The organism is Thalassotalea sediminis (assembly GCF_030295915.1).
In the GTDB taxonomy this organism is placed as follows: Bacteria; Pseudomonadota; Gammaproteobacteria; order Enterobacterales; family Alteromonadaceae; genus Thalassotalea_C; species Thalassotalea_C sediminis.
Window position 1 is genome coordinate 599,690 of sequence record NZ_AP027361.1, and the last position, 14,396, is coordinate 614,085.

Annotated in this window: 16 protein-coding genes; 15 read left to right on the forward strand and 1 reads right to left on the reverse strand. The window is 39.6% G+C overall.

Going from position 1 to position 14,396, the window contains the following annotated elements; genetic code table 11:
* Window positions 1–2 precede the first annotated feature (2 nt).
* From rlmB to QUE09_RS02765, 7 genes are all read left to right on the forward strand, one after another.
* Window positions 3–761, forward strand: coding sequence for a 23S rRNA (guanosine(2251)-2'-O)-methyltransferase RlmB (rlmB, locus tag QUE09_RS02735; RefSeq protein ID WP_286234670.1), 759 nt, complete (start codon window positions 3–5; stop codon window positions 759–761).
* 127 nt (window positions 762–888) lie between these two features.
* A complete protein-coding gene (locus QUE09_RS02740; protein ID WP_286234672.1) occupies window positions 889–1,986 on the forward strand; it encodes an ABC transporter substrate-binding protein in 1,098 nt (365 codons plus the stop codon).
* 154 nt (window positions 1,987–2,140) lie between these two features.
* Window positions 2,141–2,548 (forward strand): 30S ribosomal protein S6, encoded by a 408-nt coding sequence (gene rpsF / locus QUE09_RS02745; RefSeq protein WP_286234673.1) that lies wholly within the window; start codon window positions 2,141–2,143, stop codon window positions 2,546–2,548.
* Between the two features lie 28 nt (window positions 2,549–2,576).
* Complete coding sequence (gene priB / locus QUE09_RS02750; protein ID WP_286235871.1) at window positions 2,577–2,861, forward strand: primosomal replication protein N; 285 nt, start codon at window positions 2,577–2,579, stop codon at window positions 2,859–2,861.
* A gap of 9 nt (window positions 2,862–2,870) precedes the next feature.
* Window positions 2,871–3,098: a 30S ribosomal protein S18 gene (gene rpsR / locus QUE09_RS02755; RefSeq protein ID WP_286234674.1), complete on the forward strand. Its 228-nt coding sequence runs from the start codon at window positions 2,871–2,873 to the stop codon at window positions 3,096–3,098.
* A 20-nt stretch (window positions 3,099–3,118) separates the two neighbouring features.
* Window positions 3,119–3,571, forward strand: coding sequence for a 50S ribosomal protein L9 (rplI, locus tag QUE09_RS02760; RefSeq protein ID WP_286234675.1), 453 nt, complete (start codon window positions 3,119–3,121; stop codon window positions 3,569–3,571).
* Window positions 3,572–3,654: 83 nt separating this feature from the next.
* Entirely contained in the window at window positions 3,655–5,331 is a 1,677-nt protein-coding gene (locus QUE09_RS02765) for an EAL domain-containing protein (RefSeq protein WP_286234676.1), read from the forward strand.
* Here the strand turns inward: QUE09_RS02765 and QUE09_RS02770 are convergent.
* The gene (locus QUE09_RS02770) at window positions 5,294–6,241 is read right to left on the reverse strand and encodes a 1-aminocyclopropane-1-carboxylate deaminase/D-cysteine desulfhydrase (RefSeq protein ID WP_286234677.1); all 948 of its coding nucleotides are present in this window, start codon (window positions 6,239–6,241) and stop codon (window positions 5,294–5,296) included. The genes QUE09_RS02765 and QUE09_RS02770 overlap by 38 nt on opposite strands.
* Window positions 6,242–6,409: 168 nt before the next feature.
* On the opposite strand from QUE09_RS02770, the gene QUE09_RS02775 reads away from it, so the two are divergent.
* The 8 genes from QUE09_RS02775 to QUE09_RS02810 are packed head-to-tail and all read left to right on the forward strand — an operon-like array spanning window position 6,410 to window position 14,390.
* Window positions 6,410–7,321, forward strand: a complete 912-nt coding sequence (locus tag QUE09_RS02775) for an MSHA biogenesis protein MshI (protein WP_286234678.1) — start codon at window positions 6,410–6,412, stop codon at window positions 7,319–7,321.
* Window positions 7,314–7,916, forward strand: a complete 603-nt coding sequence (locus QUE09_RS02780; protein WP_286234679.1) for a PilN domain-containing protein — start codon at window positions 7,314–7,316, stop codon at window positions 7,914–7,916. Before QUE09_RS02775 ends, QUE09_RS02780 begins: the two co-directional genes overlap by 8 nt.
* 1 nt (window position 7,917) lies before the next feature.
* A complete protein-coding gene (locus QUE09_RS02785; RefSeq protein WP_286234680.1) occupies window positions 7,918–8,595 on the forward strand; it encodes a hypothetical protein in 678 nt (225 codons plus the stop codon).
* Complete coding sequence (locus QUE09_RS02790; RefSeq protein ID WP_286234681.1) at window positions 8,588–8,911, forward strand: hypothetical protein; 324 nt, start codon at window positions 8,588–8,590, stop codon at window positions 8,909–8,911. Before QUE09_RS02785 ends, QUE09_RS02790 begins: the two co-directional genes overlap by 8 nt.
* 23 nt (window positions 8,912–8,934) lie before the next feature.
* Complete coding sequence (mshL, locus tag QUE09_RS02795) at window positions 8,935–10,608, forward strand: pilus (MSHA type) biogenesis protein MshL (RefSeq protein WP_286234682.1); 1,674 nt, start codon at window positions 8,935–8,937, stop codon at window positions 10,606–10,608.
* A gap of 17 nt (window positions 10,609–10,625) precedes the next feature.
* The gene (locus tag QUE09_RS02800) at window positions 10,626–11,528 is read left to right on the forward strand and encodes an ExeA family protein (RefSeq protein WP_286234683.1); all 903 of its coding nucleotides are present in this window, start codon (window positions 10,626–10,628) and stop codon (window positions 11,526–11,528) included.
* Window positions 11,525–12,670 carry a tetratricopeptide repeat protein gene (locus QUE09_RS02805; protein WP_286234684.1) on the forward strand — a complete coding sequence of 382 codons (1,146 nt, stop codon included), beginning with the start codon at window positions 11,525–11,527 and terminating at the stop codon, window positions 12,668–12,670. Before QUE09_RS02800 ends, QUE09_RS02805 begins: the two co-directional genes overlap by 4 nt.
* A 4-nt stretch (window positions 12,671–12,674) precedes the next feature.
* A complete protein-coding gene (locus QUE09_RS02810; protein ID WP_286234685.1) occupies window positions 12,675–14,390 on the forward strand; it encodes a GspE/PulE family protein in 1,716 nt (571 codons plus the stop codon).
* Window positions 14,391–14,396 lie beyond the last annotated feature (6 nt).

A 14,396-nucleotide genomic window follows, 5' to 3' on the forward strand; every position in this document is an offset into this window, starting at 1 on the left:
ACATGGCTAAACACGAAGAAATAGCATTTGGAATCCATGCTGTAAGCGCATTGATTGAGCGTCAACCAGAGCGTTTTAAAGAGCTTTTTTTATTAAAAGGGCGAGAAGATGAGCGCCTTGCGCCAATTGTAAATTTAGCGAGAAAATACGCAATTCCAACCCAAGTAGTACAAAGAAAGGTATTAGATGATAAGTCTAAAGGAGAGCAACACCAGGGAGTGTTAGCGAGAATTACCCCTGAAAAGCTGCTTACTGAACATGATTTAGACGATATTTTATTACGTGCATCACAGCAAAATACTCCTCCGTTTTTATTAATATTAGATGGTGTAACTGATCCGCATAACCTTGGTGCATGTTTGCGAAATGCTGATGCAGCAGGTGTACAAGCGATTATCGTGCCTAAAGACAATGCCGCGAGACTAAGTGCTACTGTGCGAAAAGTGGCCGTAGGCGCTGCTGAAACGGTGCCATTGATCCAAGTCACTAACTTAGCACGTACAATGAAACAACTACAGGAACAAGGTATTTGGATCATTGGCACTGCAGGAGAAACAGACACCAGTTTATATGACGTGAGTTTGCAAGGCCCGATGGCACTGGTAATGGGCGCTGAAGGAAAAGGCATGAGACGTTTAACTAAAGAAAACTGTGATCAACTTGTGAAATTACCTATGGCGGGTGATGTGTCAAGTTTAAACGTGTCGGTCGCAACGGGCATTTGCCTATTTGAGATCGTACGTCAACGCATCAGCACATAGTAGCCTTGATATTGTTTTTATAGGTATAACTTGTGCAATTGTTAAACATAAATGAATTGAGGTAGACTTACTTTTCGCAACAAAGAGTAAACTGACTATAGGTGTATTAACGATTTTTAAAGTAACCTTGTACATCATTTCACTGATTTTTAGTGTCATAACTTGCGCCACAGCGTATGAAAGTCATGACATTACCCTTGCCGTTTCAAATGCTACTAAAGGGCCTGCGGCGCAATTGGGCTTGCGTTTGAATCAAGGGGCTGAAGCCTACTTTAGTCGCGTCAAGAAAACCGCTGAGTTAGCGGAATTTCGTATAAAAGTCATTAAAAAAGATGATAGCTATGAACCCTTTAAAACACTTAGCAATACTAAGGCGTTTTTAGCTGAAAACGACGTATTCGCTTTTTTTAATTATGTTGGAACGCCAACATCATACGCGGCGTTAGAGACAGTTAAACAAAGTGGTTTGCCGTTCTTAACACCTTTTACGGGGGCCAATTTTTTGCGAAAGCCCGTAACCTCGAACATTTTTAATCTACGTGCAAGTTATTATCAAGAGGTTAAACAACAGATTGATTACCTAGTGAAAGAGCGAGGACTAAAGAAAATAGGGTTATTGATACAAGCCGACAACTTTGGTTACGCGGTTGAAAAAGGTTACTTGAATATTTTGTCTGAATATAAAATGGCACCTACTGTGACAGCAAGATATCGGCGCAATACAGAAGATATTGATACCGCGTTAATGCTACTTAAACAACATAATGTAGATGCGGTTGCTTTTGTCGGAACATATCGACCGATGGCAGATGTGATAAATAAAGCATTTGAGCAAAACTTTACGCCTTTTTTTACAACGGTTTCATTTATCTCAAGCAGTGATTTATTTTCATTACTAGCCTACCCAAGTAATGTACTTGTTACTGAAGTGATGCCAGATCCGATAATATGCCAAGCGCAATATTGTCGTGAGTTTAGGCAAGACATGCGAGCGCTAGGTATTACCGATGTTGACCGGATCCAGTTAGAAGGGTATTTAAATGCGTTTTTGTTCACACAGGTGGCTAAACAATGTTTACAAGCAATGACTCCCCGCTGCTTTATAGAAAAAATTCAAAAGTTTTCAATCTCTAAATGGGGGCTGGATATTGCCTTTTCAGATAAAAAACATCAGGGATTGGATAATATCTACTTAAATTTCTATCCAAATAAACCATCAAGTTAATTAAATACAGTTACAAACGTATTTAAACTTGCCTTCAGTGTTTATTTTACCTACAATACGCGACCTTAAATCAGCCTGAACATTTTTGTTCCTTGCCTCAATACTGGTGCTTTGGCTGAGCCAGCTAAGAGGCTACAACCGTAAGGAGCTCGTAATGCGTCATTACGAAATCGTATTTATGGTTCACCCTGATCAGAGTGAACAAGTACCTGGTATGATCCAGCGTTACACTGACATGATCAACGCCGCTGAAGGTAAGATTACCCGTCTTGAAGACTGGGGTCGTCGTCAGTTAGCATACCCAATCAATAAATTGCATAAAGCACACTATGTTTTAATTAACTTAGAAGCGCCTCAAGCAGTTATTGACGAACTAGAAACTTCTTTCCGTTATAACGACGTTGTTATTCGTAACATGATCATGCGCACTAAAGGCGCGGTAACTGAAGCATCACCAATGGCTGTTGCTAAAGATGACCGTCGCGAAGTGAAGAAAGAGGTTACAGAAGCGCCAGCTGCTAAAGTTGAAGAAAAAACTGAAGAAGCTGCAAGCGAAGAATAAGTAATCTGTGATTGAGAATCACCTTGTAATGGTGGGTGAGTTGGTAAAAAAACCCAACTACTCAACTAGCCCAGCGGGTATAGAACATTGTCAGTTTTCAATTGATCATCGATCAATTCAACAGGAAGCGGGCTTAAATCGCCAAGCGTTTGTTCGAATACAGGTTGTGGTAACAGGTGAGCTGACTCAATTAACGCGTGAATTTGTTGCGGGTAGTGTGGTAAAAGTGACTGGTTTTTTAAACCGTCATGAATCAAGAAACGGTAACCCTCTTCTTGTGCTCCACGCCTTGCAATTAGAAATGATAAATTAGGAGAAATCCATGTCTCGTTTTTTTAGACGTCGTAAGTTCTGCCGCTTTTCAGCGGAAGGCGCTAGCGAAATCGATTATAAAGATACCGCTACGTTAAAAAACTATATCACTGAAAGTGGTAAAATCGTTCCTAGCCGTATTACTGGTACAAGTGCTAAATATCAACGTCAACTTGGTCGTGCGATCAAGCGTGCTCGTTACTTAGCATTATTACCGTATACTGATTTACACAAGTAACCTAATAAGGGGTTTTGAAAATGGAAGTAATTCTTCTTGATAAAATCGCCAAATTAGGCGGCCTTGGTGACAAGGTAACTGTTAAGTCTGGTTATGCACGTAACTTCTTATTACCTCAAGGTAAAGCTGTTTTTGCATCTAAAGCAAACGTTGAGCACTTTGAAGCTCGTCGTGCTGATTTAGAAAAGAAATTAGCGGATGACTTAGCTGCTGCTGAAGCACGTGCTGCTAAATTAGTAGAACTTGCTGAAGTAACAATCGCTTCTAAAGCGGGTGATGAAGGTAAATTATTCGGTTCAATTGGTACTCGTGATATCGCTGAAGCGATCACTGAAGCGGGTGTTGAAATTGTAAAAGCTGAAGTACGTTTACCACACGGTTCAATCCGTGAAACAGGTGAATTTGATATCGCAATTCACTTGCACACTGATGTTGACTCAAGCATTAAAGTAGTTGTTATCGCTGAAGCGTAATAATTAACTAAGCTTTAGAATGAAAACGCTGTAACGCAAGTTTCAGCGTTTTTTTATGCTTATTATTCGCCAAAAAGTGATGAATGCTGAAAGTTAGCTACACTTTGTTTTATCGCTCTAAATATAGTTCAAAGCAAATGGTTAAGCTTTCATTATCAACACTTTTTAAACTGTTATGCACATTGCTAATTAGTGCCAGTGTGACTCTGGGCGTGTCATTCGTACTAGCCTTAAATCATCAATTTATTTTTGCGATAATGTGTGCAGGTGCAGCTATTGTACTTTTTGCCATTGCTTGGCGTTTTTATTGTTTTATTCAAACAAAAAATAACAGACTACTGGCGATTGAAAACTGGGCTCATTTGGCAAATATATGCCATGAATATCAAATGCTAGAAGGGCAAGATATTATTGCAAAAATGGTCAATCAACTCATTGAAAAAGGGCGAGATGTAGACAATATCGATATAATTGTTGATCAAGGAATACGCACTAAAGTTCTGTTGGACGAAGAGACAGGGCTTGGTAATAGAGAGTTTTTCGATCACCGTCTTGATGCACTTTTGAAAGAAGAAGATATTCAAGGTGCCGTGTATTTTATTCATTTTAATGACGGGGACATAATTTATACACTATATGGAAGAACGGCTGTTCAACAGATTTTTAATCAAGTTATTGCCAGCATTAACGCATTATTGACGAAGCTCCCTGGATGTTACTTAGCACGAAGAGACACTTATGAATTGGCGTTAATAGTGCCAGGTGTTTATATTACTGAAGCAGAAAAATTGGCAAGTCGGCTTATTAAAACGTTGTCTAATACCATATTACCTGTCGGTGTAGACAAAGACGCGTTTGTACATATTGGTGTGAGTTATTTCTCTCAGGCAGAAAATAGTTATCAAATTAAGTCTGAAGCTGACATGGCATTACGTTCAGCACAATTACAAGGACCAACACAATGGTTTATGTTTGAACCAGGTGAAGTAGAGCATGTCAGTGCGAAAGGCTCTTTACAATGGCGAACATTTTTAGAAAGAGCCATTGCCCGCAATGCATTCGTACTTTTTTTTCAACCAGTTCTGTCGGCAAAGACTGATCAGTCTTTGCATCACGAAGTGCTCACAAAGGTACGTGATAATGATGGGCAATTGATTAACGCGCGTGTTTTTCTCCCCATGGCCGTTAAAAGTGGTGTGATTAAAGAAATTGATTTCCTCGTGTTGGCACAAGTGTGCAGAATCCTTAGTTATGATAGTTACTTGAAAGAAAGTTGTAGTTTGAATATATCCTTAGAAAGTCTGTTGTCGAAAGACTTTTTTACACGATTTAGTGCTGTGCTCATGAGTTATCCAAACATCGTTTCACAGCTTATTGTCGAGTTATCTGAATATCAGCTAGTAAATCACTTGTCAGCCTTAAAACTGGTGTTTAAGCGTTTACAACAAATAGGCGTGCGAATCATTATTGATAAAGTTGGTCAATATGTAGAAAGTACAGAGTATTTAAAGCAATGTTCTATTAGTGCGATCAAATTACATTCCAGCGTTGTTATGCATATTCATCAACGCTCTGAAAATCAAATATTTGTAAAAAGTTTAATCAATGTTTGTAAATATCAACATGTAGAAATATATGCGTTTGGTGTTGAAAGTTCAGAAGAGTGGCGAACGTTGAAAAAGCTTGGTGTTAATGGAGGGCAAGGACATTATTTCACCGAGCCTATGACTGAAGTGGCAAAAGCCATTCATCAGCCTTAATTTTTTTACGTTCTATTAAACCGTATAGGCCTTGCAACCCACCGGTATGTAAGACCACTATTCTATGCCCTACAGGAAAAAAACCTTGTTTGATGAGCGCCAGTAAGGCGACGATCATTTTTCCCGAATAAATTGGCTCGATTGGTAGTTGAGTCACTTGGCTAAAATCACGCATTTGAGCAAGTAAGTCGTTATCAAATTTGGCGTAACCACCTCCATGATATGCTGTCAGGAGCTGCCAATTTTTTGCGTTACAATTATGCTCTAACAGTAATGACTTTATATCATCTCGTAAATAACCCGCTTGTTTTAATACCGCAATACCCAGTATTTGATGTTGTTGCATATCTCCAGTAATGAGGCCTGAAATGGTACCAGCACTGCCAACAGGGGTAATTATTGTATCAAATTCAACTTGACTATTTAGTTCATGACAAAGTTCTTGAACACCTTTTAACGCGTGGAAATTAGTTCCCCCTTCAGGAATAATAAAATACTCTGGGTACTGTTGCTGAATATGGTCAATAAAAGTATTGTCGGATCTTTTTTTATAGCTCTCTCTATCGAGAAACTTACATTTCATTCCCCAACTAATTGCTTGTTTTAAGGTCGCATTCGCAGCGTAGTGTGACTCTCCTCGAATGAAAGCTATGGATGGTAGTTGTTGTTGAAAGCAGGCATAGGCAAGCGCATGAATATGGTTTGAGTAAGCGCCGCCAAAACTAATCACGCCTTTGTAACCAGCTGTTTTTGCAAACTGTAAGTTGTATTTTAGTTTTCGCCATTTGTTACCTGAAATGATTGGATGGATCAGATCATCGCGCTTAACGCTTACATGGAGGTTATATTGGGCAAACAGAGGATGCTTGAGTCTTTGTACCGGTGAATGTATTGGCGTGATGTCGAGCATATGAGAGAGCGATTCCTGTATTTCAATGCTATAGTGTCTTTATTTCTATTAAAAATCTTGAAACCTTACGATTAATAACGGGTTTTTACCTAAAAAGCTTGCGGTTAGAGTTGAATAAGTGATAATAAAATTATGACGATTCATATAAAGCATAATAATATCAGATAAATGTCATTAGCGTCACGGATCCAACAAGCGTTTAAGCCTCGAAAAGCATCGAATCTTATTGGGCTTAGTTTACAACAAGAGTCTTTTCACCTCAGTACTATTGGTGAAGGACGGCAAGTAAGTTGTAAGCTTTTCAATAGTGCCGGTGGCGACTTTTCGACTGCATTTAAAGCCATTCAGCAACAATCTGACTATAGTGGACAATGTCATTTAGTTTTATCATCTAAGCATAATCAAATAGTGCAAGTTGATAAGCCATCATTGCCCGACGAAGAAATTCATAGCGCCTTAAAATGGCAGATAAAAGACCTTGTTACTATTGCGCCAGAAAATATGGTACTTGATTATTTCGACGCACCAACGTTGGCCAGCGGCGTAGAAAAAATTCACGTGGTATGTGCTGCTAAAGATTCGTTGAGTACATGGCTTGAAGTCTTGCGCGAACAACAACTTGAGCCCACGTCGATTACCATTGAAGAATTTGCTTTTGCAGCACTGATGCCCAATATTGACGATGCAAAAATTTTACTCTGTCAACAGCCTAATGAAGACATGTTGTTGCTTATTGTGAAACAAGGTAAGTTATATTTTCAACGTCGCTTGCGTGGTATGGCAAATATCGGTGACAAGTCAGAGCAAGAATTAAACTTTGGTACTATTGATTCATTAAGTTTGGAAATTCAACGCTCGATGGATTACTTTGAACGCCAAATGAAGCAAGCACCTATTAAGAGTATTGAGGTACTCGTTCCTATTGCCAATGAAGCTTATTTGGCGAGATGCTTAGCTGAGAATGCTAATGTAGCGGTAAACTTATTTTCCATGCCCGAACCCTTTGAAGAATATAGAACGTTTGCGGCGAGTTTAGGTGCAATACACAGCCTTAATGAAAATGAGGTCGTGCATGGCTAAACATACAATAAACCTATTACAACCTGAATTGATACCAGAGCAACCAACGTGGACTCTAGGGAAAGTTGTATCATTATGGGCGATAACCTTAGTTGCAATGTTAGCCTGGTTATTTTGGACAGACTATCAACTTTCAGTATTAAAAGCCGATGTTGCTCAGTCAAACCTAACAAAAAACACTTTGCAGAATGAGCAAGCTCGTTTAGAAAAGCGCGTAGCAGATAATAAACCTGATAAGCGTCTTGTTGAGCAATTGGAAACAATAAAATATCTTTTAGAAAATAAGCGGTTGTTACATCAGCAGTTAACCGATAAAACCACCACCTACGCCGCTGGATTTTCAGCTGCAATGCACGAACTTTCGCAATATCATCATCGTGACATTAGCTTAAATCGTATCGTTATTAGTGGCGATTACGTGCGATTCGATGGTGTAGCTAATACACCAGAAAGTGTACCTTCTTGGTTGACGGCTTTTGAGCAGTCAACGTTCTTATCTGGGCTTACTTTTAGTCATTTTGAGCTTAAAGAGAATGCAAATAAACTAACAGAATTTGCTGTCAGCTCATATAAAGATGATAGCAGGGAGCGATAAGATGATGGCACGTTGGCAAACTTATGCTGAAAAGTTTCTGTATATAACACCACGAGAGCAATACTTGATCATCCTTACTGGGTTGGTTGCAATTACCTTTGTAATTTTCAGTTTGTTTATTGATGACAGTCTTGTTCACATTGACAAGTTGGAAAAACAGCAACGAGAAAATGTCGGTAACATTGCGTCAACACAGACTACGGTTAATATTTTGACAGATGCGTTAGCGAAAAATCCAAATAAAGCTGTGCAGCTGCAACTTGAGCAGTATCAACAGCAAATGAATGAAGTCGATGAAAAGTTGAGTTTACTAGCATCTGATTTAATTAATCCTATTCAGATGCGTCATGCGTTAATTTCACTGTTGTCATCACAAAAAAATGTCTCATTAGCATCATTTGAGATATTGGGTGCACAAGAAATGAAATTGCCTGAACCAGGTGAGAATTCAACAGAAAAAAAACAAACAACACAATCAATATCCTTGTTTAAACATGGCGTTAAATTGACATTAACAGGTAACTTTTTCGCGTTGAAAGATTATTTAGAAGCGTTAGAAAAAATGAAGTGGAAGTTCTTTTGGCAATCGTTTGATTATCAGTTAATGGCCTATCCGACAGGTGAATTAACGATTACCATGTATAGCTTGAGCACTAATAAGGAGTTTTTAGGTGTATAAAACATTATTAAGCTTGTTGTTAGTGTCATTTATTTCAGTAGCACAAACAACTGACCCAACAAAACCGCTGTTGAAGCAAGCGAGCGGTCTACAAACAGGTGTTAACGTTTTTCCTGTATTACAAAGCATTGTTCATTCTGGAGAACAATTAAATGTTGTGATCAATGGTAAGTTGTTAAAACAAGGTGATACATTTAACCAATATCATTTGCAAAAGGTGACGTCACAGTATGTGATACTCTCGTCTGATGAGAAGAAAATTAAGTTGTCATTATTCTCGTCTGTTGTCGATAATTCAAAGAAAAAAGATAAGTAGATATGACTCAGCCTAGAAAAAATATGTTAATAGTTACAATGGCTATTGTGTTAGCTAGTTGTCAATCTGTGCCTTCAAAGCCTAAACATATTACTGATGAATTAGACAAGGCTATCGCTTCATCAGAGCAAAGTACGGCACCAAAACCACTTGCTAAACTCCCTTCTGCTGTGCAGCAAGATTTAATGCAAAAAAATATGGAACACGCAAGGCAAGGCTTGCTGTCTGAAAAACGATTAGATATCGGCGCGAGTGATGTAGACGCAAAAGCTTTTTTTGCTGCATTAGTTGAAGACTCAAATTATAGCGTTGCAGTACACCCAGAGGTTTCCGGTAATATTACCTTAAACCTGAAAGACGTAACCTTAACCGAAGCGCTTGACGTCGTAGAACAGCTTTATGGTTATGAAATTAGTCAATCAGGGCAAGTTATTCAAGTTTATCCTGCTGGTATCCGCACAGAAACCATCCCATTAGATTATTTGTTTATCACTCGCGGTGGTTATTCAACAATGAGTGTTAATTCAGGTGGTGTTGGCAATGCAGACGGTAATAATGGCGGGCAGAATAGCGGTAACAATAATAATCGGAATTCGTATAACAATAACCAAAATAGCCAAAATGGTAATAATGGTCAGAATAATCAATCTTCACAAATGAACATTAATGGTACCAATGTTTATACTGAAAATAGATCCGATTTTTGGAAAGAACTTGAAGAAAATTTAGAAGATCTCATTGGTGCGAGTGAAAGTGCAGATCGTTCTGTTGTTGTATCACCGCAGTCTGGCCTAGTGACTGTGCGCGCATTTCCAAAAGATATTAAAGCGATTAAAAACTTCCTGACTGGATCTCAGGAACTTTTGCGTCGACAAGTGATTATCGAAGCGAAAATTCTTGAAGTCACGTTAAATGATGATTATCAGCAGGGCGTTAGATGGGGAGAGCTATTAGGGAGTATTGGGAGTACAGAGTTTAATTTTGCCACTAATGGCACGATTGAAGGTAATGTAATTTCCAATACCATAGGTGGCGCAACCGGCCTGAGTTTCGTTAAGAATACTGACTTTTCAGGAGTGTTACAATTATTGTCAACCCAAGGCAATGTGCAGGTGCTTTCCAGTCCTCGTATTACTGCGACAAATAACCAAAAGGCGGTGATAAAAGTTGGAGAAGATGAATTTTTTGTCACCGAAGTTTCTTCAACCACCACAACAGGTACAGCGACAACAACAACACCTGAAATTGAGCTTACGCCCTTTTTCTCAGGTATTGCGTTAGATGTTACCCCACAAATTGACGCCAACGGTGAAGTCATATTGCACGTACACCCGTCAGTAACGACAGTACAAGAAAAAACAAAAACCATACGCTTAGATGGTCAAGATTATGTCTTACCTTTGGCGCAAAGTAGTGTCAGAGAATCAGACACTGTTGTACGCGCTAAGTCAGGTGAAATAGTGGTCATTGGTGGTCTTATCGAAACGACCAAAGTAGATATGGAGTCAAAAACGCCATTATTAGGTGATATTCCATTGATGGGTGAACTGTTTAAAAGTAAAAGCCAGAGCACACAGAAAAAAGAATTAGTATTGATGCTTAAGCCCATTGTAACAGGGCGTGATACATGGAAAAGCCAATTGGAAGATGCGCGTCAGCTGTTAAAGCAATGGTTTCCAGAAGAAGATGAACAATAAGCGCCTAAGGCACTATTATGTATCTTTATCATTTCGGGTTGCGTGAATTACCCTTTACGTTGACCCCGAATACAAATTTTTATTTGGGAATGGCGCCACACTTTGAAGCGTTTGAAGTATTGCTAACGGCGTTAAAAACGGGTGAAGGCTTTATTAAGGTTATTGGTGAAGTTGGCACAGGTAAAACCTTGCTATGTCGGAAGTTACTAAATGAAATTCCAGAGCATTTCATAACAGCCTATATCCCAAATCCATACCTACAACCAGATGAATTAAGGCGCGCGGTCGCGGTTGAGTTAGGTGTTAAACAAGCACAGCGCATGTCTGTACAACTATTAACGCAACGTATTCAAGAGCGTTTACTGACCTTGCATAGTCAAGGACACTCTGTTGTATTGATATTGGATGAAGCGCAAGCCTTACCTGCTGAAAGTTTAGAAGCATTAAGGTTGTTTACTAACTTGGAAACTGAGACACGTAAATTATTACAAGTGGTGTTATTCGCCCAACCAGAATTAGATCAACGCTTAAATGAAGATACCTTTAGACAATTAAAGCAACGAATAACGTTTTCGTATCATTTGCGTGCCATGACAGAACAAGAAGTTGCAAAGTACATTGAACACCGTTTACAGGTTGCAGGATATAAAGGTGCGCAATTGTTTGATGAAAAACTCTGCGCACGTATCGCCAGGGTATCGCATGGTATTCCTCGGCTAGTGAATATTTTATGTCATAAAATGCTCATGCTAAGTTATGGGCAAGGGAGTTACCGCTTAACCAAAAAGCATTTAACCCTCGCGGTACAAGACACAGAATCAACGGGTGAAATGCTTGATAATCGCCGAAAGTGGATAACGGCAGGCGCCTTGTTGAGTTTGGTGTTGCTCAGCTTGTATTTCCTTGGAGGAACACGATGAGCGTTATAAACCAAATGTTAAAAGACCTTGAACAACGAAATCAGGATGAACAAGCTAATACTAATACGCATCAACCAGTTGTAATTCAAAGTACATCAACCAAACCTTGGTTACTTATTCTAGGTATTTTGCTGCTGGTTAACATAGCCGGTGGTCTTATTTGGTGGCTATATCAAGAAAATCAACTACTAAAAGAGCAATCGTTTGTTCATCAAAAAGTTTCAGCTGATAATGTAATGCCTGTAAGCGAAAGTGGCGATGAGCCAAAAATCGCGCATAAGGTGAGTTCAAACCAAGAAAATGCTGTTGAAGCCGATACTCAAGTAGCGCAGGTAAATCAAAATGCGAATGCCCCTGTAGCGGCAAAAAATACATCAACAATAACGGCAGATGTTAACGACACATTCACGGTTGATATTGTTCAGAATAATCAATCAAACAGCGAAGCACGCAATGCGAAAAATGTGGTAAATGATAATGAACCACCGTTAGAAAGCAAAACTGAAGCAAGTCAGGTTAATAAGGCTTCAACTGAGAAAAAGCCCGTCTTAACAATCGCGAGAAAACAATTGACGGCAGAAGCGTTAGTGCGACAAAAATCTAAAGCTGCGCAGCAAGCTATAGAGCTTAATAATATGAAACGGGCAGAAAGCTTACTGGAAGAAATTTTGCTGATTCAACCAGAACATCATTCCAGCAGAAAGCAACTTGCTGCGTTATGGTTTGGTCGACAAGACATGCGAGCGGCATTAAATCTATTATCACAAGGTATCGCATTAGCCCCAAATTATCTTGAGTTTCGCATGATGCAGGCGCGTATATACTTAAAAGAAGGCTTGCATAAAAAAGCGTTGGCTAGCTTAATGCCTGTGGCGCATACAGATGATGTTGCATTTCAATCTTTTCTCGCGACTATTGCACAACAAGCTGGAGAAAATAAACAAGCGTCAACGGCATATGAACGTTTAACTCAGTTACAACCAACGCAGGGGAAATGGTGGCTTGGCTATGCCGTTGCATTAGATCGTGATGGCGAGTTTTCACATGCAAAGCAAGCATACCTTAAAGCAAGTGCAACAGATGATATTTCAGAAAGTACACGGCAATTTATTCGCCAACGACTGTCTGAATTAGGAGAATAATAGAATGGCGGCACCAAAACTAAAAATGCGCCTTGGCGATTTGTTAGTGCATGAACATATCATCACTAATGAGCAATTGATGCAGGCGCTAAATAGTCAAAAATCAACAGGTCGAAAACTAGGGGATACTTTAATCGAACTTGGCTATTTAGGTGAGCGACAGCTATTAGAGTTCCTTGCACAACAACTTGATGTGCCATTTTTAGATATTAGTCAACGTCGTATTCCAACCGACGTTGCCAAATTGTTACCTGAAGTACACGCCAGACGATTACGCGCGTTGATTATAGAAGACCAGGGCGATGCTGTGTTAATTGGTATGAGTGATCCCGCCGACCTTAGTGGCTTAGATCAACTCGAAGATATGCTTTCGCCTAGAAAAGTTAAACTTGCCGTTGTCATGGAATCTCAACTTTATGAAGCATTCGATGGCCTTTATCGACGCACAGCTGATATTGAGTCTTTTGCAAGTCAGTTAGAAGAAGAATATGAGCAATCATCAGAGTTTGATTTAACCACGTCTTTCATTGATGAAGGTGGTGATGCTACTGTTGGCAAGTTGTTACAGTCAGTTTTTGAAGACGCAGTACAAATGCGCGCATCTGATATTCATATTGAGCCGGATGAAAAGTTATTGCGCATACGTCAACGTATAGATGGCGTGCTACAAGAAAATGTTTTAAAAGAAAACAAAATTGCCTCAGCGATGGTACTGCGGTTAAAGCTCATGGCTGGTCTCGACATTTCTGAGAAGCGATTACCACAAGATGGTCGCTTTAACCTTAAAATTAAAGGCCATAATATTGATGTACGTATGTCGACCATGCCAGTGCAACATGGTGAGTCAGTGGTAATGCGTTTGCTTGATCAGTCAGCTGGTTTATTATCGCTCGATGAAACTGGGATGCCTCCTGAGCTGGTTGCACGTGTTCGCCATCAAATTACACGGCCCCACGGGATGGTATTAGTAACAGGACCTACAGGTAGTGGTAAAACAACAACACTGTATGGTGCACTCAGCGAACTCAATCAGTCGACTAAAAAAATCATAACCGTTGAAGACCCCGTAGAATACCGCTTACCACGTATTAATCAGGTACAAGTCAATAGTAAAATAGATTTGAGTTTTTCCAGTGTCTTACGTACGGCTTTGCGACAAGATCCAGACATTATTATGGTCGGTGAGATGCGTGATCATGAAACAGTAGAAATTGGCTTAAGAGGCGCATTAACGGGTCACTTAGTGTTATCAACATTACATACAAATGACGCAATCACCAGTGCACTACGTTTGATTGACATGGGGGCAGCGGGCTTTTTAGTTGGTAGTTCACTTCGCGCGATTATTGCCCAGCGCTTAGTTCGAAGAGTTTGTGATAGCTGTGCAAGTACTTACGAGCCAACTAGCCAAGAAAAAATGTGGCTGTCGCATTTAGCCGGTGATAAAGCATTAAACGCTGCGTTTAGACATGGTAAAGGCTGTCAAACCTGTCAATATACTGGTTATAAAGGTCGAATTGGTGTCTTTGAGTTATTAGAAATGAACGAGCCAATGATGGCGGCGTTAAAACGAGATGATGCAGAATCATTTACCGAACAAGCAAAAGCACATCCGCACTTTACACCATTAGCTATGGCGGCATTTAACTATGCGGCACAAGGTATAACGTCGATAGAAGAAGTGTTACGCCTTGTTGAAATGATTGACGTGAGCGAGTAATAGCAT